Annotated in this window: 19 protein-coding genes and 3 pseudogenes; 6 read left to right on the top strand and 16 right to left on the bottom strand. The window is 70.4% G+C overall.

Annotation, left to right across the window (positions count from 1 at the left end; all coding sequences use genetic code 11):
• Positions 1-105 precede the first annotated feature (105 nt).
• Positions 106-3417 carry a BTAD domain-containing putative transcriptional regulator gene (locus NUT86_RS35950; RefSeq protein ID WP_274739546.1) on the bottom strand — a complete coding sequence of 1104 codons (3312 nt, stop codon included), beginning with the start codon at positions 3415-3417 and terminating at the stop codon, positions 106-108.
• 146 nt (positions 3418-3563) lie between these two features.
• On the opposite strand from NUT86_RS35950, the gene NUT86_RS35945 reads away from it, so the two are divergent.
• Positions 3564-5120, top strand: a complete 1557-nt coding sequence (locus NUT86_RS35945; protein ID WP_274739544.1) for an FAD-dependent oxidoreductase — start codon at positions 3564-3566, stop codon at positions 5118-5120.
• A 120-nt stretch (positions 5121-5240) separates the two neighbouring features.
• Positions 5241-5903, top strand: a complete 663-nt coding sequence (locus NUT86_RS35940; RefSeq protein ID WP_266445016.1) for a GDSL-type esterase/lipase family protein — start codon at positions 5241-5243, stop codon at positions 5901-5903.
• Between the two features lie 153 nt (positions 5904-6056).
• On the opposite strand, the gene NUT86_RS35935 is transcribed toward NUT86_RS35940, so the two are convergent.
• The 5 genes and pseudogenes from NUT86_RS35935 to NUT86_RS35915 form a co-directional block, all read right to left on the bottom strand.
• Positions 6057-7121 carry a D-alanyl-D-alanine carboxypeptidase family protein gene (locus NUT86_RS35935; protein ID WP_274739542.1) on the bottom strand — a complete coding sequence of 355 codons (1065 nt, stop codon included), beginning with the start codon at positions 7119-7121 and terminating at the stop codon, positions 6057-6059.
• Between the two features lie 373 nt (positions 7122-7494).
• Positions 7495-7917 (bottom strand): hypothetical protein, encoded by a 423-nt coding sequence (locus NUT86_RS35930; protein ID WP_148588989.1) that lies wholly within the window; start codon positions 7915-7917, stop codon positions 7495-7497.
• A 445-nt stretch (positions 7918-8362) separates the two neighbouring features.
• Positions 8363-9007 carry a vitamin K epoxide reductase family protein gene (locus tag NUT86_RS35925; RefSeq protein WP_274739541.1) on the bottom strand — a complete coding sequence of 215 codons (645 nt, stop codon included), beginning with the start codon at positions 9005-9007 and terminating at the stop codon, positions 8363-8365.
• A 259-nt stretch (positions 9008-9266) separates the two neighbouring features.
• Positions 9267-9908 carry a response regulator gene (locus NUT86_RS35920; protein ID WP_018088630.1) on the bottom strand — a complete coding sequence of 214 codons (642 nt, stop codon included), beginning with the start codon at positions 9906-9908 and terminating at the stop codon, positions 9267-9269.
• Positions 9905-10648, bottom strand: a pseudogene (locus NUT86_RS35915) (sensor histidine kinase); the annotation flags it as partial. The gene NUT86_RS35920 and the pseudogene NUT86_RS35915, both read right to left, overlap by 4 nt.
• Between NUT86_RS35915 and NUT86_RS35910 the strand changes: the two are divergent.
• Positions 10619-11176 (top strand): GlcG/HbpS family heme-binding protein, encoded by a 558-nt coding sequence (locus NUT86_RS35910; RefSeq protein ID WP_274739538.1) that lies wholly within the window; start codon positions 10619-10621, stop codon positions 11174-11176. The pseudogene NUT86_RS35915 and the gene NUT86_RS35910 overlap by 30 nt on opposite strands.
• A 629-nt stretch (positions 11177-11805) precedes the next feature.
• Here NUT86_RS35910 and NUT86_RS35905 read toward each other — a convergent pair.
• Positions 11806-12708 carry a LysR family transcriptional regulator gene (locus NUT86_RS35905; protein WP_018088627.1) on the bottom strand — a complete coding sequence of 301 codons (903 nt, stop codon included), beginning with the start codon at positions 12706-12708 and terminating at the stop codon, positions 11806-11808.
• Positions 12709-12896: 188 nt separating this feature from the next.
• On the opposite strand from NUT86_RS35905, the gene NUT86_RS35900 reads away from it, so the two are divergent.
• Entirely contained in the window at positions 12897-13202 is a 306-nt protein-coding gene (locus NUT86_RS35900) for a DUF1330 domain-containing protein (protein WP_274739537.1), read from the top strand.
• Between the two features lie 245 nt (positions 13203-13447).
• Here the strand turns inward: NUT86_RS35900 and NUT86_RS35895 are convergent, their stop codons facing one another.
• The 5 genes and pseudogenes from NUT86_RS35895 to NUT86_RS35875 all read right to left on the bottom strand — a co-directional run bounded on the left by NUT86_RS35895 (position 13448) and on the right by NUT86_RS35875 (position 18270).
• Entirely contained in the window at positions 13448-13774 is a 327-nt protein-coding gene (locus tag NUT86_RS35895) for a helix-turn-helix domain-containing protein (RefSeq protein WP_148588997.1), read from the bottom strand.
• Positions 13775-13804: 30 nt separating this feature from the next.
• Positions 13805-14539, bottom strand: a complete 735-nt coding sequence (locus NUT86_RS35890; protein ID WP_274739534.1) for a hypothetical protein — start codon at positions 14537-14539, stop codon at positions 13805-13807.
• 683 nt (positions 14540-15222) lie between these two features.
• Positions 15223-16062, bottom strand: coding sequence for a hypothetical protein (locus NUT86_RS35885; RefSeq protein ID WP_274739533.1), 840 nt, complete (start codon positions 16060-16062; stop codon positions 15223-15225).
• A gap of 283 nt (positions 16063-16345) precedes the next feature.
• A pseudogene (locus NUT86_RS40760) lies at positions 16346-16672 on the bottom strand (MerR family DNA-binding transcriptional regulator); the annotation flags it as partial.
• A 914-nt stretch (positions 16673-17586) separates the two neighbouring features.
• A complete protein-coding gene (locus tag NUT86_RS35875; RefSeq protein WP_274739531.1) occupies positions 17587-18270 on the bottom strand; it encodes a restriction endonuclease in 684 nt (227 codons plus the stop codon).
• A gap of 177 nt (positions 18271-18447) precedes the next feature.
• Between NUT86_RS35875 and NUT86_RS35870 the strand changes: the two genes are divergently transcribed.
• Together NUT86_RS35870 and NUT86_RS35865 are read left to right on the top strand one after the other, a co-directional pair.
• Positions 18448-18591, top strand: coding sequence for a hypothetical protein (locus tag NUT86_RS35870; RefSeq protein ID WP_274739530.1), 144 nt, complete (start codon positions 18448-18450; stop codon positions 18589-18591).
• Positions 18592-18649: 58 nt separating this feature from the next.
• Positions 18650-18906 (top strand): annotated as a pseudogene (locus NUT86_RS35865) (transposase); the annotation flags it as partial.
• Here NUT86_RS35865 and NUT86_RS35860 read toward each other — a convergent pair.
• From NUT86_RS35860 to NUT86_RS35845, 4 genes are all read right to left on the bottom strand, one after another.
• Complete coding sequence (locus NUT86_RS35860; protein ID WP_274739529.1) at positions 18896-19210, bottom strand: hypothetical protein; 315 nt, start codon at positions 19208-19210, stop codon at positions 18896-18898. The pseudogene NUT86_RS35865 and the gene NUT86_RS35860 overlap by 11 nt on opposite strands.
• Before the next feature lie 175 nt (positions 19211-19385).
• Positions 19386-19676 carry a hypothetical protein gene (locus NUT86_RS35855; RefSeq protein WP_148589005.1) on the bottom strand — a complete coding sequence of 97 codons (291 nt, stop codon included), beginning with the start codon at positions 19674-19676 and terminating at the stop codon, positions 19386-19388.
• On the bottom strand, positions 19673-20287 hold the full coding sequence (locus NUT86_RS35850; RefSeq protein WP_266444979.1) for a ParA family protein: 615 nt from the start codon (positions 20285-20287) through the stop codon (positions 19673-19675). The genes NUT86_RS35855 and NUT86_RS35850 overlap by 4 nt, the downstream gene beginning before the upstream one ends.
• A 908-nt stretch (positions 20288-21195) precedes the next feature.
• Complete coding sequence (locus tag NUT86_RS35845) at positions 21196-21657, bottom strand: MarR family winged helix-turn-helix transcriptional regulator (protein WP_274739527.1); 462 nt, start codon at positions 21655-21657, stop codon at positions 21196-21198.
• Positions 21658-21700: the final 43 nt, after the last annotated feature.

The following is a 21700-nucleotide window of genomic DNA, read 5'->3' as shown; positions in this document are numbered from 1 at the left end:
GCGTGGCAACCCGATCACGCACCTGGTCGCCTCCGAACACGACCGCTCGGACAGCCCGGTCGAGTTCCACCTGCTGGTCGTCTTCGTACCGCTCGCGCTGTGGGCTCACGCCCGCCGTGTCTGCGCGCCGTCCGGCTCGGGAGGTGACGCGGACGACGACGTGCGGCGCAGCCGCGCCGGGTCGGTCCGGGACAGGGCCGCTGTCACGTCCAGTTGCCAGCCGGTCTCGTACGCCTCGGCGAAGCGCTCGTTGCCGAGCGCGGCTCGGCTGCGGTCGCTCAGCGTGCGGATCTGCGGATCCGTGCGGTCGTGGGCGCCGCGCAGGCGGGCCGCCGCGCCGAGCAGGACAGCGACTTCGCGGTACCGCCCGTGCAGCGCGGCGAGGCCGGCCACGGTCACCGCTATCGTCGCCACGATCGGCATGTCCCTGCTGTCGACCGCCGCCGCGTACGCCCGGCCCAGCGCCTCTTCGGCGCCCGGCCCGTCGCCGAGTTCGAGACAGAGCGCGCTCCGCACCGCGCCGAGCAGTGCCTGCCCCTGGTCGCCTCCGAACACGGCCTGCTCGGAAAGTCCGGCCTCGATCGACTCGACCAGCTCGCGCGCTTGGGTCAGATCGCCGGTGCGCACCCGCAGAGCGGCTTCCCGCGCGTCGAGCAGGATGGCCATCTCGGGCGACGCCGAGCGCAGCACGCGCTCCCGGGCCACGGCGATCGTCTCGGCCGCCCGCGCGGGCTCATCGAGCCGCACGTGCAGATCGATGCGGCGCAGGTCGACGAAGATCTCGTCGCTGAGGCTGAGCGATCCGAACTCGCGGGCCAGCCGTTTGGCCTCGTTCAGGTCGGCCAGTGCGCCGTCGAGATCGCCGTCGTACTGCCGCACCAGCGCGTGCAGTGGCAGCGCCTTGGCCAGGCCCCAGCGGTCGCCCGCTCGGGCGAAGCACTCCAGCGCGGTGCGCACGTCGCTGCGGACCTGGTCGAAATGGCCGTCATTTTCGGCGAACTGGGCCCGGAAGAAGCAAGCCATCCCGGCCAGCCATACGTCGGGCCCGTCGACCAGCTGATGGAGGACCGTCGGCGACACCTCGGTCTCCGTCAGGGAGGCCAGCCCGAGCGCAGTCAGCACGCCGTGGAGGCCCGGCAGTTCGGGATGGCTCAGCAGCCGGGCGACGAGCGCCCGCAGTTCCTCGCGCCGCTCATTGATCCAGTCCTTGGCCGGCGCCCCCCGGGTGGCGACGGTGTTGAGCGCCAGAAGCACCTCGGCGATGTCGCGTTGCACGCTCGGCCGCTTGGCCGGCAGCGCGACCGTCTCACCGAGCCAGTAGGCCGCGTCGGGATGCCGGCCGAGCATCTGCCAGTACCAGCTCAGATCCACCGCGAGCGCGATCGCGCCGACGGCGTCGTCGGTGTCACAGAGGTGGCGAAGGGCGGCGAGCACGTTGTCGTACTCGGCGTGCAGCACGTGGAGTGCGTCGAGCTGCTCGGGGCCACGAAGCAGCGGGTCGTGGCGGGCGACCAGCTCGCCGAAGTAACGGGCGGCCAGGTCCCGTACGCCGGTCAGGGTGCCTTGCTCGGCCAGGCGCTCCAGGCCGTACTCGCGGAGGGTCTCCAGCATCCGGTACCGGCCGGTGTCCGGCACGAGCTGCAGCAACGACCGGTCGACCAGGTCCGCGAGCAGCTCGGGGACCTCGGCGGCGGCCACCGCGGTGCCGGCACAGACCGCGGTGGCCGAGGCCGGTGTGACGCCGCCGGGCAGGACCGAGATGCGCTCCGCGACCGTACGGGCGTCCGCGCCGAGCAGGTCCCAGCTCCATGCGATGACCGCGCGCAGGGTGCGATGCCGGGGGAAGGCGGTCCGGCTGCCGGTTGTCAGCAGGCGGAACCGGTCGGACAATCCGGCGGCCAGGCCGGCCAGCGAGAGTGTGCGCAGGCGGGCCGCGGCCAGTTCGAGTGCGAGCGGCATGCCGTCCAGGCCGCGGACGACGCGCAGCACCTCGGCGAGGTTGTGCTCGTCGACGTCGAACCCGGGCCGCACGGCCGCCGCCCGCTCGGTGAACAGGCGCACCGACGCCGTACGGCGGGCCTGCCCCGCCTCCTCGTGCGGCTCGGGCAGGGCGAGCGGGCCGAGTGGGACCAGCGCCTCGCCGTCGACCGCCAGTGGCTCCCGGCTCGTGGCCAGCACCCGCAGCGCGGCGCAGCGGGCCAGCAGCGCCGCGATCAGGTGCGCCACAGCGTCGATCAGGTGCTCGCAGTTGTCCACCACGAGCAGGCTCTCCCGGCCGTCCAACTGGTCCGCCAGTACGTCCAGTTCGCCGACCCGGTCGCCGCGCAGCTTGGCCGAGGCCTCGAAAAGCGCCGAGCCGCGCAGCCCGATCGTGGCCAGCAGCGCCGCGCCGACCTTGGCGGGCTCGGTGACCGAGGCGAGGTCGATCATCCAGACGCCGTCGCGGTACTCGTGCCGGTGGCGGCGGGCGGCCTCGACCGCCAGGCGCGTCTTGCCGGCGCCGCCGGGACCGAGCACCGTCACCAGGCGCCCGGAGGCGAGCAGCGTGTCGACCCGGGCGAGGTCGTCGTCGCGGCCGATGAAACTGGTCAGCGGTGCGGGCAGGTTGCTCTGTCTGACCTGCGCGGCGTCGGGGGCGGGGGCGGGCCGCTCGGCGCGCAGCAGGCGCAGGTGGCGTTCGCGCAGGGCGGCGCCCGGGTCGGTGCCGAGGACGTCGGCCAGGCGCTCGCGGATCCGCTCGTACAGGGCGAGGGCATCGGCCTGACGCCCTTGGGCGGCGAGCGCGTCCATGAGCAGGGCGGCGGCGCGCTCGTGGACGGGGTGCTCGGCGAGCAGGGCGGACAGACGGGCCGCGGCCGCATCGGCACGGCCCCGCGCCAGCTCGGCGTCGGCGAGGTCGGCGACGGCCTCGATCGAGGCGTGCGCCAGCCGGGTCGCGACAGCGGGCGCCACCGCGGCGACGACCGTGGGCTCGGCACCGGGACGGTCGCCCCACAGCGCCACGGCCTCGCCGAGCACGGCCGCCGCGGCATGTGGGTCGCCCGCGCGCAGGCGGTCGCGGCCTTGGGCGGCGAGCTGTTCGAACCGCAGCGCGTCCACGCCGGCCGCGTCCACGGCCAGCCGGTAGCCGCCCGCGAACTGCTCGACGTCACCGGCCGAGCCGAGGGCCCGGCGCAGCCGCGAGACCAGGGCCTGCAGGGCGTGGGCCGGGCCGGCCGGCGGGTCCTCGGCCCAGATCGCGTCGATGAGGCCGCTCGTCTCGACCGCATGCCCGCCGGCGAGGGCCAGCCGTACGACCAGAGCCTGCAACCGGGCGCCGGGTACGGGCAGTTCGGTGTCACCGCGGGCCAGCTCAAAGACGCCGAGCAGCGCGACACGCAGCCGCGCGGCCCCGCCACCCCCAGCACCCCCGTCCATTGTCCGATCCTCGCACGCGCACGGTCGGGTCCTCACATCAGGACGGTGCCCGTGTGCCCTCGTGTCAGCGCCGTGTGGGCAGCATGTGAGTGGCCCGCAGCAATCTTGGCGTGCCGCTAACAACCGGCATCGGAAAGGGACTTCTCATGCATGACGTAGTGATCGTGGGCGCCGGCCCCGTCGGTCTGTTCCTCGCCTGCGAACTCGGCCTCGCGGGCTGCTCTGTCCTGGTGCTCGAACGGGACCCGGAGCCCGGCTCCCCGTGGCGGGCGGACCCGCTCGGGATGCGGGGCCTGTCCGCCGCGTCGGTCGAGGCGTTCTACCGCCGCGGGATGCTGCGCCCCCTGCTGACGGCGTCGGGCGTCCACGACGATCCCGGCCCGGGCCCCGACGCGGACGAGCCGTCACCTCCTCGTGGCGTGGGCCACTTCGCCGGCATCGTGCTCGATCCGGCCAAGGTGGACCTCGCCGCCCTGCCGTTCCGGCTTCCCAGTCCGGCGATGGACGGTGTGCTGACGAACCTCGAAGCGGTCGAGACGGTGCTGTCCGAGCGGGCTTCCCAGCTCGGCGTGGAGATCAGGCGCGGCGTCACGGTCTCGGCCCTCACGCACGACGACGAGAGCGTGGTCGCACACGCCGGCGAGCACGAGTACGCGGCGCGATGGCTCGTCGGCTGCGATGGCGGACGCAGCGCGGTGCGCAGGCTGGCGGGCTTCGAATTCGTCGGCACCGAGCCGCTGTTCACCGGCTACTCCATGCTCGCCACTGTCGCCGATCCCGACGAACTGAGCCCCGGGATCCACCTCACGCCGACGGGCATCTACCTCCGGATGTCCACCGAGCACATCGGCATGATGGACTTCGACGGCGGCGCGTTCGATCGTTCGCAGCAGCCGACTCGCGACCACCTCCAGGCGGTGCTGCGCCGCGTGTCCGGCACCGATGTGACGCTGAGCGACGTCCCTCTCGCCTCAAGCTTCACCGATCGGGCGATGCAGACGACGACCTACCGGCTCGGGCGCGTCCTGCTCGCGGGCGACGCCGCGCACATCCACTCCCCCGCCGGCGGACAGGGACTCAACCTCGGCATCGGCGACGCCATGAACCTGGGGTGGAAGCTCGCGGCGACCGTGCACGGGTACGCGCCGGACGGGCTTCTCGACACCTACACCCGCGAGCGGCATCCGATCGGCGCCGCGGTGCTCGACTGGACGCGCGCCCAGGCGGTGGTGATGAGGCCGGACCCACACGGCCGGGCGATCCAAGGAGTGATGCGCGACCTGCTCGGGACCCGTGACGGCACGACCCATGTGTTCGAAAAGCTGTCGGGGGCGTCGATCCGCTACGACCTCGGCAGCGAGCAGCCGCTGGTCGGCCGCAGCGCCCCGGACCTCCGTCTCGAAGACGGCACTCGCCTCGGCGAGCTGTTGCAGGACGGACGAGGCGTCGTGCTCGATTTCAGCCCCGACCGCCGCCTGCGCGATGCGGCGACGGGCCGGCAGAGCCGCCTTCGTTACGCGGCCGGGGTGGCGAAGAACGACCTCGGACTGCGTGCCGCGCTCATCCGGCCGGACGGCGTCGTCGCCTGGGCGGGCGATCGCGACGTTGACCGCAAAGCGTTCGAAGCATTCGAGCGGGCCGCCACCCAGTGGTTCGGCACTTCAGGTATCAACACTTCGGGAATCGGCACTTCGGGAATCTGAACCGCCGCACTGTTCCCTCCTGCTCCCGCCTGCCCCTTCCTGCCCATCCTGCTCCCGCCTGCTCCCCCCTGTCCCCTGTTGAACCTTCTCTTCCCTCAACCCACCTCTCAAGGAGCACTTATGACGATCACCCTCCGCCCGGGAACCACTGTGATGTTCACCGGCGATTCGATCACCGACAGCCAGCGGCTGGAGAGCGAAGACGGCCTCGGGTTCGGCTACCCGCTGCGCGTTGCGGGCGAGTGGGCCTTCCGGCACCCGGGCCGGCCCGTGACCTGGCTGAACTCCGCGATCGCGGGCCACAAGGTGAGAGACCTCGAACCCCGGTGGCAGGCGGACGTGCTCGACGCTCGCCCGGACGTGGTGTCGATCCTCGTCGGGGCCAACGACATGGGCTGGCACACGCTGGACCCGGAGGGGTACGTGATCCCCGTGGAGGAGTTCAAAGCGGGTTACGACCGCCTGCTCGCGCCCCTCGCCGAGGCGGGTACGGAGCTGATCCTCATCGAGCCGTTCCTCCTGCCGATCCACGGCGTCGTCGAGGCCGGTGCCGCGCTCGTCGGGGAGGCAGAGCGAAAGGAATGGCGCGCCGACCTGAACCCGAAGATCCAGGCCGTGCGGGAGCTCGCCGACAAGTACGGTGCCCATCTGCTCCCCGCCGACGGCATGTTCGCCGAACTCGCCACGACGACCGGACCGGAATACTGGGCCGAGGACGGCGTGCACCCGACGCCGGCCGGTCACGCCGCACTCGCGGCGGCCTGGCTGCGCCTGGTCTCGTGACCGTGTCCCGCGATCGCCCGCGACACCGGTGATCGCGAGGAGCTTCGCTGGGGAATTGCCGATGACTCCGCCTACGCCTGCTCCCCACACGCACGGGGTGGTCCCCTGTGGACGCTCACGCAATTCCCCAGGGGAACTTCACGTAATTCCCCTTCAGTGGGCGAAGCCCCAGTCGAGCATCTTGGTGGCGTCGTCGAAGCGGCCCTGGTCGTCCTTGAGGATTGCGCCGACCAGGGTGCGGTTGTCCCGCTTGGCGGCGAAGACGAGGGAGTAGCCGGCCTCCGGGCCGCTGCCCGTCTTGATGCCCAGGGCACCGTCGTAGCTGCTCAGCAGCTTGTTGGTGTTGTCCCAGGTGTAGTACCGGGTGCGGCCGTTGGCCGCCGGGGCCTCGGTCTTGAACTGCTTGTTCTTCACGATGTCGGCGAACACCGGCTGCAGCATGGCGCGCTGGCCGAGCCTGGCCAGGTCGCGGGCGGTGCTGTGGTTGTTGCCGTGCGAGATGCCGTCGAAGCCGTCGAAGTGCGTTCCGGTCAGGCCCAGTTGTTGCGCCTCGGCGTTCATCTGGTTCACGAAGTCGGCGATCCGCGCGTCCGCGGTGTCCCCGGAGCCGAGGTTGTCAGCCAGGGCCATCGCGGCGTCGTCACCGGACGGGATCAGCAGGGCGTACAGCAGCTGCTCAACGGTCAGCGTGTCGCCGATCTGGAGATCGGCGGTGCTGCCGCCGACCTTCTGGACGTAGTCCCGGTACTCCTGCTTCACCGTGATCTGCCGGTTCAGCCACTCCGGGTGCTTGAGCGCCACGATGGCCGTCATGATCTTGGTGGTGCTGGCCATCGACACGCTCTCGTCCGCCTTGGCCCCGCCCCACAGCTCCCGCTCCTGGCTGCCGTCGCGAGCGTCCAGCAGGAAAGCGTGGTCGGCGTTGATCTGGGGAGCGGCCTGGTCCTTCGCATCCTGCGCATCGGCTGCCTTGTCCTTGACAGCGTGCGGTGCCGCCTGAACAGACTGGAACTGCCGCTGTGTGCCCTGCTTCTGGGCGACCGTTGAGGTGGCCTCGCTACCCTGCTGGCCGTTCTCGTCTGCAGAGTGCGCGGCGCCGGAGGTGGCCGCCTCGGCGAGGCCGCCGGAAGTGATCGGCAAGGCAGCACCGACGAGTGCGACCATCGCGATCCGGACTCCGGTGCGGTGTATTCGGTTGGGGCGGGCGTGGGAACCCATGCGGCGTCCGTCCTCCCGGCGAAGGTGCCGCCGGTGCGTAGTAGAACTCGGTTCACAGCGAACCTACTTGTGCGATGACAGCGACTCAAGCCGGCACCGTCATCACCACCTGGGCGGGTGCGGCCCCGGCCGTACTGCGTACCGTCACGGGACCGGGGCCTGTCCCGGCACTAGCCTCCGGCGCGGGCCGGCAGCGGGCCTGGTCCGTCCGGGTGTGCGGACGCGAGCACCGTCGGGAACACCGGCGACGGGAGCGCCAGTTCAGCACCGCGCCCCGGCACACTGGATGCCGGGGCGCTCTCCCGAGAAGCGATTCGGTGCGCGGCCGTGGGCAGCGGTCGTGCCGGCTGCTGTCCACGGCCGCGCTGCCGGCTCAGCGGACGTGCACCGTCACCACGTCAGAGGCGTGCAAGCGCACGGGATTCTGGTCGTGCGGGCCGGTCAGGCCGTACAGCACCGCACGGAACTGCAGGTCGCCGCGGCGCGCGGACGTGCCGTGTGCCGTGACCCGTGCGTCGCCCTCGACCGCGGCGCTGCAATTCTCCTGGTGCCACCCTTGGCCGAAGCCCTTCTCCTCCAGGCACAGCTGATGCAGGAAGCCGGCGCTGTCATCGCCGCCGTGCGCCTTGACCGTGATGGTCTGGCCGACATGCGCCGTGCGCGGCGCCGTGATGTCCACACCCCCCTTGGCGAACGCCGGCCCGGCGGCCAGAGCCACTGAGGCCAGACCCAGCGCACCGATCACAGCCACACGGCCGCCCCGCGTCTTGACCCCGGTCTTCTTCGTCCTGGTCATGGACTTCCCCTCCCGCGGATCCCCCACCTGGTAAGACCCACCCTTCGCGAAGGCGCCCGGTGCGCCTCGCCGATCATCCAGATGAGCCGGCCGCCCCGCGCGTTGCCCCTCGCCCGGCGCCTTTGCGAATTCATGACATAGCCCGCTAACCAAGACTTGATCCCACCAACAGACACCAAATCACTTCTCGGGCGCGGTAGTCCGCCAACCTGAGCGCTCCGATATCGCCAACAGCAAGAAGGGGCGTCGTCCAGCGGCAGGCGCTTCTGGGCCTTTCGGCTGTCTCAGGTGACAGCTCGTAGGGCACGCGCGGTAAGCACGTCCTGGATACCCGGCACGACACCCTTCTCGCTTACGGATGTGCTCGTCCGGGTGGAGGGGCGTTGGCCCCGGCTGCGGCCCGCGGTCCAGGGCGTCAGGGCCGGACAAGCAGCTCAGCGGTTCCCTAGAGCAGGGTGCTCCAGAACGATGTCCACCACCGGGTGAGGATCAGCAGCGCGATCACGCCGTACCAGAGCACCGGGAGGACCCAGTGGAACTCCAGCACCACCCGGCGCAGCCCCGCGGGGGCCGGGATGATGCCGTGCTTGAGGTTGTGCACGGTGGTGCACCAGAACATCAGGATGGTGACGCACCAGGTCAGCGTGCACCACAGGCACAGCGAGTTGATGTGGTACAGCGACTGGACCATCAGCCACATGCAGAAGACCGCGGCGAGCCCGGTGCCGATGTTCAGCCCGGCCCAGTACCAGCGGCGGAAGCGGGCGCCCGCCAGCAGGGCCATGCCGATCGCGACGACCGCGCCGAAGCCGACCAGCCCGGCCATCGGGTTCGGGAAGCCGAAGACGTCCGCCTGCTTGCTCTGCATGACGTTGGTGCAGGAGATGATCGGGTTGAAGGTGCAGGCCGGCTTGTGGTTCGGGTTCTTCAGCAGCTCGATCTTGTCCAGGGTGATGATCCAGGACGCGAGGATGCCCAGCGCGCCGGTGATCACCAGGAGCAACGCGAAGCCGCGACCCGAGCCGATGGTGCCCGTACCGCTCACGCGGTCGTCGTCGGCGGTCACGTCGTCAAGCTCTGTCGTCGTCATATCGCCGTTCCGTCGATCCCTCGGGAGGTGAGCAAGCGGGCCCACGCCGCGGTCGCGGCACGGCCGTTCATTCTGCCCCAACTCACCATGACTCACGGTGCGATGAGCCTGAGGAGACGGCGGCCGCACACCGAGTTCTCTCAGCTTCCGCTCTGCTCCGGCCCGGCCTGTCAGCCGGCCGGCGAGCGGGCCTATGTTCGGTCTCAGTGCCATGGCGAATTCCTGTGCGCGGGCCGCCGCCGGTTACGTGAGACCGCCCTCACGGCACCAGTCGCCGCTCCTTCGCGACCGCCACGGCGCCCGCGCGGGTGTCCACACCGAGCTTGTCGTAGATGCGGCGCAGGTGGGTCTTGACCGTGGCCTCGCTGATGTGGAGGGCGCGGGCGATGTCCCGGTTGCCGATGCCACGGGCGAGCTGGGCCAGGATGTCGCGTTCGCGGTCGGTGAGGGTGGGCCGGGGCCGGCGCAGATTGGCCATGACGCGGCTGGCGACCGGCGGGGACAGGGCGGTACGTCCCTCGGCGGCGGAGTGGATCGCGGCGAAGAGCTCATCGGGGCGCTCAGCTTTGAGCAGATAGCCCGTGGCGCCCGCCTCGATGGCGCGGGTGATGTCGGCGTCCGTGTCGTAGGTGGTGAGCACCAGGACGTGGAGGGAGGCTCCGGGGACGGAGGTGAGGCGGCGGGTGGTCTCCACGCCGTCGATGCCCTCGCCCAGTTGCAGATCCATCAGCACCACGTCCGGGGTGAGCTTCGCGGCCAGCGCGAGCGCCTCCTCGCCGGTGCCTGCCTCCCCGACGACCTCGATGTCCGGGGCGCTGTCGAGCAGGGCGAGCAGCCCGGCCCGTACGACGGCGTGATCGTCGCAGACCAGGATGCGCACGGGAGCGCGGTGGGCGGTCATCGGGGCACCTCAAGGGGGATGGCGGCGGACAGGACGGTGCCCTCACCGGGCGTGGACTCGATGGTCAGGGTGCCACCGAGTGCGCGTAGCCGGGCTCGTATGGCGGGCAGCCCGTGCCCGCGCCCGCTGCCGGGGGAATCGGGCAGCGCGGCGGGGTCGAAGCCGTGGCCGTCGTCCGAGACGTCCAGGACGACCTCGTCGCCGAGGAGGGTGAGGGTGAGGGTGGCACTGCTGGCGGCGGCGTGCTCGCGGACGTTGGCCAGGGCGCCCTGAGCGATGCGCAGCAGGGCGGACTGGACGCGGTCGGGCAGCCGGGGAAGCCGGCCGTCGTCGTCGACGTGGACGCGTACGGTGAGGTCCGCCCCGGACTCCCGCGCGGCCAGAGCGCGCAGCGCCTGATCGAGGCCGCTGCCGCGGGCGAGGTCGGTGGGGGCCAAGTCGTGCACGAAGCGCCGGGCCTCGGCGAGGTTGTGCTCGGCGACGGACGCGGCGGTGCGTACGTGTGCGCGGGCCTTGTCCGGTTCGGTGTCCCACACCCGGTCCGCCGCCTGGAGCAGCATCCGCTGGCTGGACAGGCCCTGGGCGAGCGAGTCGTGGATCTCCATGGAGAGCCGCTGGCGTTCAGCGAGGGTGCCCTCACGGCGTTCCGAGGCGGCGAGTTCGCGGCGGGTGCGGATCAGATCGTCGATCAGGACGCGCTGGCGGGCGGTGTGCCGTTCCATCTGCAGGAAGACGGCGGTGCCGTGCTCACCGCCGTCGCCGTCTCGGGCTTCGGTGCGGTGTCCGCGAACGCCTCCGCGAACGCCTCCGCACCCGCCACGACGTCCGCCACTGCCGCCTCGGCCTCCGTCCCGGCCCGGGCCACCACCACCTCCACCCATCTGACGATCGACGCCGCCGCCAAGGCCGCGCAGGCCGCGCTCGACGCCGCCGAGAAGGAGAACCAGCGGGTCACGGTCGCCGTCGTCGACCGCAACGGCAACACGATCGTCACCCTGCGCGGCGACGGCACCGGCCCGCAGTCCTACGAGTCCGCCGAGCGCAAGGCGTTCACCGCGGCCGCCTGGAACGCCCCCACCTCCCAGCTGGCCGAGCGTCTGCAGCAGGCCCCGAACCTGAAGGACATCCCCGGCACCCTGTTCCTGGCGGGCGGTGTCCCCGTCACCGCCGGGAACGCGCCGATCGCCGGCATCGGCGTCGCAGGCGCTCCGTCCGGGGCACTGGACGAGAAGTTCGCGCAGGCGGGAGCGAACGCGGTGGCCCGCTAGCCGAAGCGTCCGGGCCTTCGGGGCTGAACATCCGGTTCCACGGCGGTAGCCCGCCAGGAACCGGATGTTCTCCGGTTCCACGGCCGACACCTCGCTCCAGACACCGCGCTTCCGTCCCCCGTGATTCCACTGCCCTCCGAGTCCGGCCTCGGGACTGGTAGGCGCGCATGTTGAGGTGTCGCGTATTCCTGATGGGTGGCGGTGGCGGTGTCACCGTGTGTGGTCGCCGGAGGCTAATCGGCTCCAGGTGCCGCCAGCCTCGGTGACGAGCCGGGTAGCGGTGTTGTCGTGGCTCGGCCTCGGGGAGCAAGGGAACAGTGGTTGGCGTCAAGCATTGACCGACGTCATGGACGCCGTTGGCGGCGGGCGTTCCCGCCGGTTACCCGTGCTTGTCCGGTTCGGCGTCGGCGAAGGCGCGGTATCCGCCGAGATCTCGGGCTGGGCGAGGCGTCGCCGCGGTGTACGACTCGGACCGGACCCGGGGCCATCATCGGATGCTGATCCGCCGGCGTAGCGAGGTCGTGTCGGACATTCAGCAAGACCGCCGTCGTCATCACCGCGAAGTCCGCCGGGCGCAAGGTCTTCGGCATCGCCACCGCAGGCGTCCGTCTCGCTTGACCTCTTGCGCGTCAGTCCGGCAGCCAGTGCAGCTCGTGCGCCAGGGTTTTGGCGACGGCACGGATGCGGCGGTGTAGCGGCGACTGCTCGCGTGGGAGGACCAGGTGGATCGTCAGGCTGGGCGCGCCCCGCAGCGGTCGCCAGGTGAGACCGGCCGGTTGTGCCGTGACCGCGGCTTCTCCGGCCGGGGCGAGGGTGACCCCGTCGCGCAGGTCACGCTGAGACATGTCGAAAGAGACTGCGGGCGTGTGGAATCGGGGGTGTGGTCGGGTGTCTCGGAACAGTGCGGACAGCTGATCGTGGATCACGGGGTTGGCCGCACGGTCCGGGAGTCGCAGCGGATACGCGGCCGCGTCGGCGATCTCGATCTCCGGGTGTTCGGCCAGCGGATGGTGCTGCGCCAGCTGGACCCCGATGCGCGCACGCCGCAGCAGGAACCGGCGCACGCCACGGCCCGGCTGTTCACCGCGGGTGATTCCGGCATCGATGCGGCCGTCGGCGACCGCGGGGGAGATCTCCGGTGTCGCCATCGGGACCGCGCCGACCTCGAGTCCGCTGTTGCCGCGAATCAGCCTGTCCACCAGGGCCGGTGCCGTCTCGGCCCCGGCGCTGAGGCTGTATCCGATGCGCAGCGTGCCCAGTTCACCGGCCGCCGCGCTCCGGGCGGTGTCCCATGCCCGGTCCAGCGCCGCCAGCGCGGGCGGCGCGGACTCCGCCAAAGCCGCACCGGCCGTGGTCAATACGACGCTACGCGTGTTACGGACCAGCAGGGCCGTACCGAGTTCCGCCTCCAATCGGCGCATCCGGGCGCTGAGTGCGGGCTGTGCGATACCGATCCGTGCGGCCGCGCGGGTGAAGTTCAACTCCTGCGCCAGCACCAGGAAGTACCGCAGGCTCACCGTATCCGGCGCCACGTGCCCTCCCTGCCGATTGATAACGATCCGTTCTGAGTCTATCCCGTACCGGTCTTTCCCTCGACCGCATATCGAGCCCTAACCTGCGCATATGACGATTCAACTGACCGCGGTACCCGTCGCCGGGATCGATCGATCTGAGTGTCAATTCGAAGTCGGACGTGTCCGGCCGAACACAGGAGGTTTCCATGGCTAAGGGCTACTGGGTCAGTGTCTACCCCGCCATTTCCGACCCTGAGAGGCTGACTGCCTACGACAAGCTGGCCGGTCCGGCTGTCCAGGCTGAGGGCGGGCGCACCCTGTCCCGGATCCCGTCCCGTGGCGGTCGAGTCGTCGCCCACGAGGCCGGAATCACGCAACGCGTCGTTCTGATCGAGTTCGACAGCTTTGAACAGGCCGTCGCGGCATACGAGAGCGAGGCATACCAGAAGGCGCTGGTGGCCCTCCCCGACGGCGTCGAGCGCGACTTCCGCATCATCGACGGCATCGACTGACCGGCGGGCCCAGCGCGGGTGATGCCGGCGCAGTCCCGACAGAGCGGCTGGCCCTGATCATTGCGGCCGGGCAGGAGCCGGTCGGCGGAGCACCCGGGGCAACGGCCCCGGACGCGCATGGCCCGCTCCAGGGCAGGTGCGGCAGATCGGTCCGTCCGACCAGTTGGCGGACTTCGCCGCCCGCCGGCCGCAGCGGGCGCAGTCGCGCAGGTGCCAGCGTTCGTACTATTCGGGCGTCACGTCAGTCACCCCTCGTCGGTGAGCCGGACCCGTGTCGGCCGACGGGCCGCGAGGTTGATTGGTGCGTCCTGTCCGGCGGTGCGGCGCAGGCGGACGTTCTCGGCGCTGGTCGGGATCAGGTCGCTGGCGGTGCAGTCGAGGATGTCGCAGAGCGCGGCGAGCACCGGCAGGGACAGCCGCTCGGGGGTGCCGGAGACGAGGCGGTGGACCTGGGAGGCGGACAGGGTGATCCCGCGTTCGGCCAGGTGCGGCATGAGCTCGGGGACGGTGAACATGCCGCGGGCGGCCATCAGCTCGCGCAGGCGCCACCGGTAGGTGATCTGGCGGGACATCACGAAGTCCTTCCCGGCCGCATCGCGGCCTCAACGGTGGCGTCCAGGGCCCGGCGAAGGGTGCGGGTTCGGAAGTCGGAGCAGACGCACGTGTAGATCGCGGTGGTGGATGCGTACTCGTGGCCGACCTGCTGCTGGACGAACAGCGGATCGTAGCCGTCTTCGATCAGGTGGGTGATGTACGACCTGGCGCAGCGAGTGGAACTCCAGCGCCGGGTCCAGGCCGAGCGCGTCACGGTAGGCGGCGAAGCGGGAGTCCAGCCGCTGGAGCCCGACCCGCAGCCCCCGCTCGGAGGGCCACAGCGCGGGCCCGTGGGCGTGCCGCATCCCGGGACGCACCTCGGTGACCCACTCCTCGATGACGACCGGCGTCCACTGACAGACGGTCAGCACGCTGCGGCGCTTGGGCGGCGAGCCCTTCTTCGCCTTCCCGTGTCGCACCATCAAGGTGCCGTAGTCGCCGAACTCCCGACCGTGCGGGTTGGGGCCGAAGTCGACCTCGTTGAGCATGCGGGTCTCGTTGCGGCGCAGGCCATAGCCGTAGGCTGTCTTGAACAGCGTCGCGTCCCGGAACGTCGGCAGCCAGCCCTTGCATCCCTTGCCCCGGACGCGCACCACCTGCTCGTCGGCGTAGTCGAAGAACGCCTCCAGCTCGGGTCGAGTGAAGGCGCGGCGCTCGGGTTCGCCCTCGCCTTCGTCGGCATGTACCGCCGCGTTCCAGTCGTGGACCACCTGGACCGGGTGCGGCCGAACCGCAGCAGGCACTCCTCCGCCCAGCCGTACGCCGGGTTGGTCACGAAGTCGCAGAACTGTCGTACCGCGCCTTGGTAGTTGCGCACCGTGGAGCGCGCGCAGCCCCGCACCGAGCGGAGGTCCACCGACCACTCCTCCACGTGCTGGGGCGCCCACTTCCACGGGAGGCCGTCCGCGTGCCGGGCGAACGCGCGCACCGTCCGCTCCTGGTCGCTGACGTAACCGAAGGACAGGTTCCTGGCCAGCTGCTGGTTGCGCCAGCCGGCCAGCATCGCCTCGAAGACCTGCTCCTCCGGGCGCAACAGCGGCAGGCAGTCGACCAGGTGCAGCCGTGCCGAGCCCGGCACCAGGGTGTCCCCACCCATCCGATCACTCTCCGTCCATCGCATTCGACGCGAGAATCTCGCATCAGATGTGACCGAAGGGTGTTTTCGCAGGTCCAGGTCCGGAGTCGCGAGTTCGCATCAGCTGCAATTGGCGTCGGTAGGAACATCGGTACAGCCGTTGGCGCTGAGATTGATCGTGAGGTCTAGCGTGGCGCCACGTCGCGGCGAAGGCCACGGGCGTCCGACCTCCTGCACGTCGCCGTAGTACTGCTCATGCAGGGTGAGTGTGATGGTGGCCAGGGAGCGTCGTTGGGTAAAGGGCGAAGTTGATTTCGCCTCCGCCGGTGCGGTCGGAACCGATCTGCGTGGTCAGACGGGCTGACGGAGTGCGCTGACCAGTGCGCGCGGGTCGTCTGCGTGGAAGCGGATGGTGTGGGCCTCTTCCGTTGCGCCGAGCGGGCGGGTGAAGGGGAGTGGCCGGTTCAGCTCCAGGGTCACCGAGGTCTGGCTGCCCACGATCAGGTCGAGGACCCCGTCCTCGGAGAGGGTGATCAGGCGGCCCTTGGGGGAGCGCCGGTCGACCCGGACCGAGGCGATCGCGTCCGGCGGTACGGCGAGGTCGAAGAGGGCTCCGTAGCGGATCCGCAGAGAGCCGTCGGGGCGCACGACATGCGGCCGGGTGACGCAGGCGGCGTGCAGGGCCAGCACGAGGACGACTCCGTACAGGTCGAGTAGCAGGATCACCCGGTGGACTGTCGGCCAAGGGATGAGGAAGGCCAGGCCCACCGTCTCGATGACCATCACGAAGAGCAGTCCGTACATCATCGCGGTCTGGGGCCCGGTGTACGCGGCAGCGAGGTCCCCGGGGCGCACCCCGTGCGTGCCGCGCCGGACCCACCGCCCCAGGGAGGCGAGGGCGCGCAGTTCGTGGAGGACCAGGCGGCGGACCGTCACCGGCACCGTCTCCTGTACGGCGGCCCGCCGTGCCGCCCGGCGGTCCGCGCCGCGGGCGCGCGCGGCGACGTACAGCGAGCGCATCACCCAGGTCTCCAGCAGCAGCACCGCGAGCACCAGCGATTCGGCGCCCGCCAGCGCCCACCCGGGCGGCCGGGCCTCGGCCACCAGGCAGGCTGCCAGGGCCAGTTCCCCCGGCAGCACGGCAGCCACCGCGATCCGCGCCGCCCGTACGCGCCTTGGCCGGCCGCTCATGCCCGGCCCCTCTCCACGAACGCGTCCATGAGCCGACCCACGACTTCCGCCTGCGCGGGGGCGTACTCGGCGAGCAGTGCCTTCTTGAACCCGGTCACGATGACCCCGTCCTCGGGTATTGCGGCGAGCAGCTGCTCGGGGACGGCTGCCAGCAGGTCAGCTGCCAGGGGTGCGATCCGCGGATCGGTGGCGGGGGCTTCGGCGAGCGCGTCGAGGCGCTCATACAGTTCGACGACCGCGGGATCGGCGACCAGGTTCCGAGCAGCGCGAGCATCTCTTGGTTACCGGTGCTGGTGGCGTCCACCAGCGTGAGGCACTCGCGGTCCTCGGCCGCGCTCGGCGAGTCAGTTCGGGGGCCTGTGCCAGCAGTGCGGCGAGGGCGGGTGAGACGGGCTCTGTCGCGCCGGGCGGCTCGGCGAGAAGGGCGCCGAGCCGACAGCGGCGCTCCCGGATGGCGGCCTCCTGGCGGGTCAGGTCGGCGTTCGCAGACGTTATGGGCCCGGTAGCCGTTAGGGCGCCGCTCCGGTTCCGGAAGCAGCCCGACATGGTGGCAGTGCCGCATCGCTCGGGTGGTGAGCCCCACGAGCGCGGCCATCTCTCCGATTCGCATGCCGCCATGAGAAACCCTGCCGTTGCGCCAAGGTCAAGCGGTGAAAGTATCGTCGGGCGCAAAACGATTCAAGCGCGTCTACACCCGGAGTGGTGCGTCCTCGCCAGCGCACATATCTGGCCAGAGTCCGCTCCCGCTACCCCTCGTCGTCCTCGTCGAGTTCAACTCTGTCCGGGTCGCGAAGCGGGCGCAGGGCGCCGCCAGATGGAGTGGAGGCGGTGAAGCTGTAACGGCCAGGACGTTGCGGTTGCGGTGCTTGAGCGGGGACAGGCGAGCGATGGCCTCGTCCCGGACCTCGTGGCCCTCGGCACGGTGTCGCCAATGAGAAGCAGGCCCGCCAGCTGGCTTCGGGGTGACACACAACGCTGTACGGCAAGCCTGAACGTCTTCGCACCCGTCTGCCTTCGTCATTCGGACTGCTGAGGAGCAGGCCGTGCAGTTGCGGAGAGCTACAAGCGAACTCGTCACAGCGCTCAGGGGCAGGTACCGGCGCTGTCTGAGCAGACTCGCTCCGAACGAGTTGGCCGAGCATCAGGCTCTACGGGAGCAACTTCGTGATCAGTTGAGTCAGCTTTAGGCCCAAAGCGATGCGTTGGGCGGTGGCGCAGCTGCTGTTCTGAGACGCTTTGACGACCTATGCGAGAGTGCAAACGCTGAATCTTCACTACGGCACTCCTGACCCGCGCTACCTACCAGTGTTGATGTCTCCGACACCAGGTCGCAGCCAGCGCCCCAGCCGCACCGCGCCGAAGACTGTTCCCCGCCCGCGCGGGGATAGCTCCCTCCTGCCGGCCCTGACCCGAGCCACACCGGCTCAGTCGGTCCCAAATGGCTTGTTGCGACGCGCCGAAGCCCCCAGCGGGCCCAGAGCGGAATCAAGACACGGTGTCCGATGCGAATCCCCTATTGCGGCCTCAGGCCCAGGGGGGTCTGCCGCCGGACGCCCAGCGGGCCAGGCCGCGGCCATCAATGAGGCGCAGGGACTTGGGCAGCATGGCGTTGGTGCGCTCGGCGTCTGCCGTGAAGGCGCTGGTGGTGATGATGGCCGCGCCGAAACAGTTGTGGATGTCCCGGTAGGTGCCGTTGATCTTCATGACCTCTTCGGAGCCGACGCGGCCTTTCCAGCGCTTGCACTGGAGGAGGTAGCGGTCGCCGCTGTGGAGATGGACCAGGACGTCGAGGCCGCGGTCGTTCTTGCCGCCGGAGACGTTGGTCCTGCGGACGGCGGGGTCGCGGCGGGCGAGGTCCGCCACGGCGTGCTCGAACTCGGTGTAGCCCATGGCCTGGTAGGCGGCGATGGTGTGGGTGAAGTCCCGGCGCGGACCGACTCCCGCTGCGCCGGCTATGCCCGCAGGGAGGTGGAGCCGGCCGGTCCGGGCGAGGTAGATGGTCAGGGCCGCAGCGGCTGCGAGGACGATGACAATGGTGCTGACGACGGGGTAAGCGCTCACGACCGCGATGCCGAAGGCCCCGATGAGGACGGCGGCGAGGGCTTTGCCTTCGCGTTCACGGCGTCGGGCGGCTTTGCCACGGGGGCGGCGCTTCGGGCGGGTCGGTCGTCGGGTGGCGGCGGAGCGTCGGCGTGCGGGTGTGGCCATGCGATTCCCCCGGAGATGCTGTCTGGTCTGTTCAGTGTCGTGTGGCGACGACCCCCCGATGGGCAGACCCGGTGAGGTTGGCTGGTTGTGCTTCGTTGTTGGCGTTGTCCCCGATCACTTGTCAGGGGACGAGCCGGAGCAGAAGGGATAGGCCTCTCCGCCGTGCCCTCTTGAGCGATGCGCTCGGCGCTGCTCCCCGGGATCCCCGGGCTCCCCGGGCTCCCGGAATGGCACCTCCCTCACCTCCTGAGCGTGGGGGCAGGCGAGCTGATCGAGCTGCTCGTTCTGGCCGACGCCGGCGCGGCCTCCGGCCTGCCCTGATACGCGATCCCATGTCTGTCGGGGCTATTCGCAGCCGGTATGTCGGCCTCGGCTTCGCGTTGTCCTGGCGGACGGCGGCTATCAGGGGACCGGCACCCTGATCCCGCACCGCCGCCGTCGCGGACAACAGCGCCTCACATTCGAGCAGGAAGCCGACAATGCCGTCCACCCCAGGGCCCGGGCAGCCAGAGTCGAGCACGTCTTCTCATGGATGAAGAACTGGAAGATCCTGCGTGGCTGCCGTCTGCGTGGAGCCGGCGTGCGCCACGCGATGCTCGGCGTCGCACGGCTCACAATCTCGCGCTCAGTGGATGAGCTGGTCCCGCCTCACCGTGAACTCCTCGCGGCCATCGGGCGTGGCGACGCCGTGCGGCGAGGTGGAGACCGTGACGGCCTCCTCGTCCTCCGGCAGACCGTGGCCTTCGGCGACCACGCAGGTGACGGCGACCTCCACCGGAAAGGTCGAGTCCGGGCCGAGCTCGCCCATAGAGTCGAAGACCGGGGCCTTGTCGAACAACGACCAGCACCGTCCCGCCGCGTCCGTGAACTGAACCTCCACCACCCCGGGCCACGGCTCATCGTCCACCCAGCGGACCGCCTCACACCGCAGCTCAACCACGAAGCCCCCAAAGCTGAACAGGTCAACAACGAGCGCCAGTATGCCGCGGGACCTCGGCCGTCGACATACGGGACAGCCTTTAGCGGAAGGCCGTCACCGGAGCCCGCACACCACGTGCTGGGCGTTGCTCCTCGCGCCGATTTCCGTCGTCGCCGGCAGTCGCGGTCCTACGTCGTCAGCGACCCGAATCCGGAACCTCGCGCGGGGCGGACGGAGCCTGATCTCCGGGCCGAGCGACCCAGCCGACAGTGGCGGCCAGAGTACGCAGGACGGTAGCGCCGACGAACACTGCCGAGGAGACCGGCCATCCCATCCATCGCGTCAGATCACCTCGCAGGTCGGGATCGACCTCGACGGTCACCCGGATGTATCTGCTCTCCAACCTGGTGACCTTGGTGGACCGAGGTGCCGAGACATCCGGCCCGCGCCGCAATGCCGCGCGGTAGCTCTCCTTGCGCTGGCTCATGCCTCATCCTGACGCTTGATCAGTTCCTCCGCGAAGTCCATGTACGCCGAGCCCTTGGCCTGGACCGGGTTCCCGAAAGACTGGGCGTACAGGTCGAGCCGCGCGATATGGGTATCCAGCACCTCGAAACCCCGTTCGGTGAGTGCCTCGCGAGCGTCCGCATCGGGCCCGGTGCGCGTGGCATCGGGACGGTTGGTGCGATTGAGCAGCACCGCCGAGCGGGCCGGCTCGGCACGCAGGGACTGCACGTCCGCCATCTCGCCCAGGATGGGTGCCATCCGGTCCAGTTCGATGGGGGCGGGAGTCACGGGCACGATCCACTCGTCGGCGTACCTCATGATGCTGCGGGCGATGCGGGGATGGTCCTCCAGCTGGGGCGCATCGAGCACGACGGCCTGCCGGTCGCCGAGGAAGTCGTTCACGCGACGGTGGACGTCCCCCACCGGCAGAGCGATCACCGGAAACGGAAAGCCATGGGCCAGCTCGCTCCAGCGCAGCGCGGAAGCGGCCGGGTCACCGTCGACCAGCAGCGGCGACATACCCGACTCATAAAGCGCGTGGGCCAGCCACACAGCACTCGTCGTCTTTCCGACGCCGGGCTTGAGATTCACAAACGCACAACTCAAAGGCACAAGAGAGGACAATAATGGGCTTGATCGTCCATTTTCGGTCGGCACGACGGCGTGGTCTCGTGGTTCACCCGCAAGCAGTGAGAAACGTTGGACACCCGGTTGTGGTCGCGGTCGCCCCGTGCGGCACCGGTTGCCCTTTCCTGCCCCTCGTTGGATGGCATTCGGCCCCACCCATCCGTACCGACTACTCCGCTCGGCCCCGCCACGACCGGCCACGAAGCCTGGCGGGACCAGCGCGAACGAGACGTGGACGGCGCGGCCTCAGCCACCTGTTGGCGATCCGAGATCGGCTCACCCAGTAGGGGGCGGCCCGCAAGCCTCAAGGACAACACCCCTTGGACGCCCGCCCGTCCCTCGGCCGGATGCCGGAACCAGGCCGTTTCTTTCGGGACCACCGTGCGGTCCAGATGTGGGTGGCTGCGAGGCGGAGTGCCGCTTGGTAGATGGTGGCGGTCTTGGCATCGACGAAGGCGAGCGGGCGGCCTCCGGCACGGCCCCGTCGTCTCCGGGTCGCGATCTGGTCGGCCGACTGCGGGACGACTGCCCGGATCCAGCGGTTGCGCAGGTGGTCACGGATCGCGCGGGACGAATTCGCCTTGCCGGCCAGGACGGCGCCGGGCCGGACCCGTGGCCGTCCGCGCCGCCGGGGACGCAGATCTTGGCCATGACCAGCTCGCATGCGGGTGCGCCCCCTACCTGGCCAGGCGTCAGGATGAAGGCGAGGGGCCTGCATCGGCCGTCCGAGGCGAGGGGGATTTTGGCGGTCAGAGCGATTCCCACGCGCCACCGGCCGCCCGGCACACCGATGATCAGTCGTGAACCGGCAGGATCGGCGAGCAGCTTCTCCAGGGCGGCCCCGGCGGAGTTCACCGCCCCAGAGAGTGGGGTCATTCCTCCAGTGCTGCCGCCATGCGGTCGAGGTCGGCGAGGAGCACTGCCAGACGCTGCGCCGGGATCGCTTCGACCATGCGCTGCTCGATGGCGTAGACGGCTGCCTGGACGGCGGCCAGGCGCGCGTTGCCCTCCTCCGTGAGGTGGGCGGGCCGGGCGCGACCGTGGTCGGCGGTGGCGGGGCGGGCGATCAGTCCCGCTTCCTGCAGACCCCGCAGAACGACGTTCCCGGATTGCCGGGTGACGAAGGTCGCGCGGGCGAGGTCGGCGTTGGACATGCCGGGATGCAGGGCCAGGAGTTCGAGGGTGGCGTACTGCGGCACGGTCAGGCCGTGCTCGCGCAGGACCTTGTCCATGGCCCCACGGAGGGCGGCCTGGGTGCGTTTGAGCAGGTATCCCACGTGTTGAGTGACGTCTTTCGTGGGGTGGGACGGTTCGGCCGACACGTTCTCCAGCATGTCAGCATTTTGACATACGCGACGCGGTCGCCTTAGCCTCGAC

It is taken from the genome of Streptomyces sp. G7(2002) (genome assembly GCF_028870195.1).
Classification (GTDB): Bacteria; Actinomycetota; Actinomycetes; order Streptomycetales; family Streptomycetaceae; genus Streptomyces; species Streptomyces nigrescens.
Note: the sequence above shows the minus strand (reverse complement) of the source record. Positions and strands in the feature narration are given on the sequence as shown.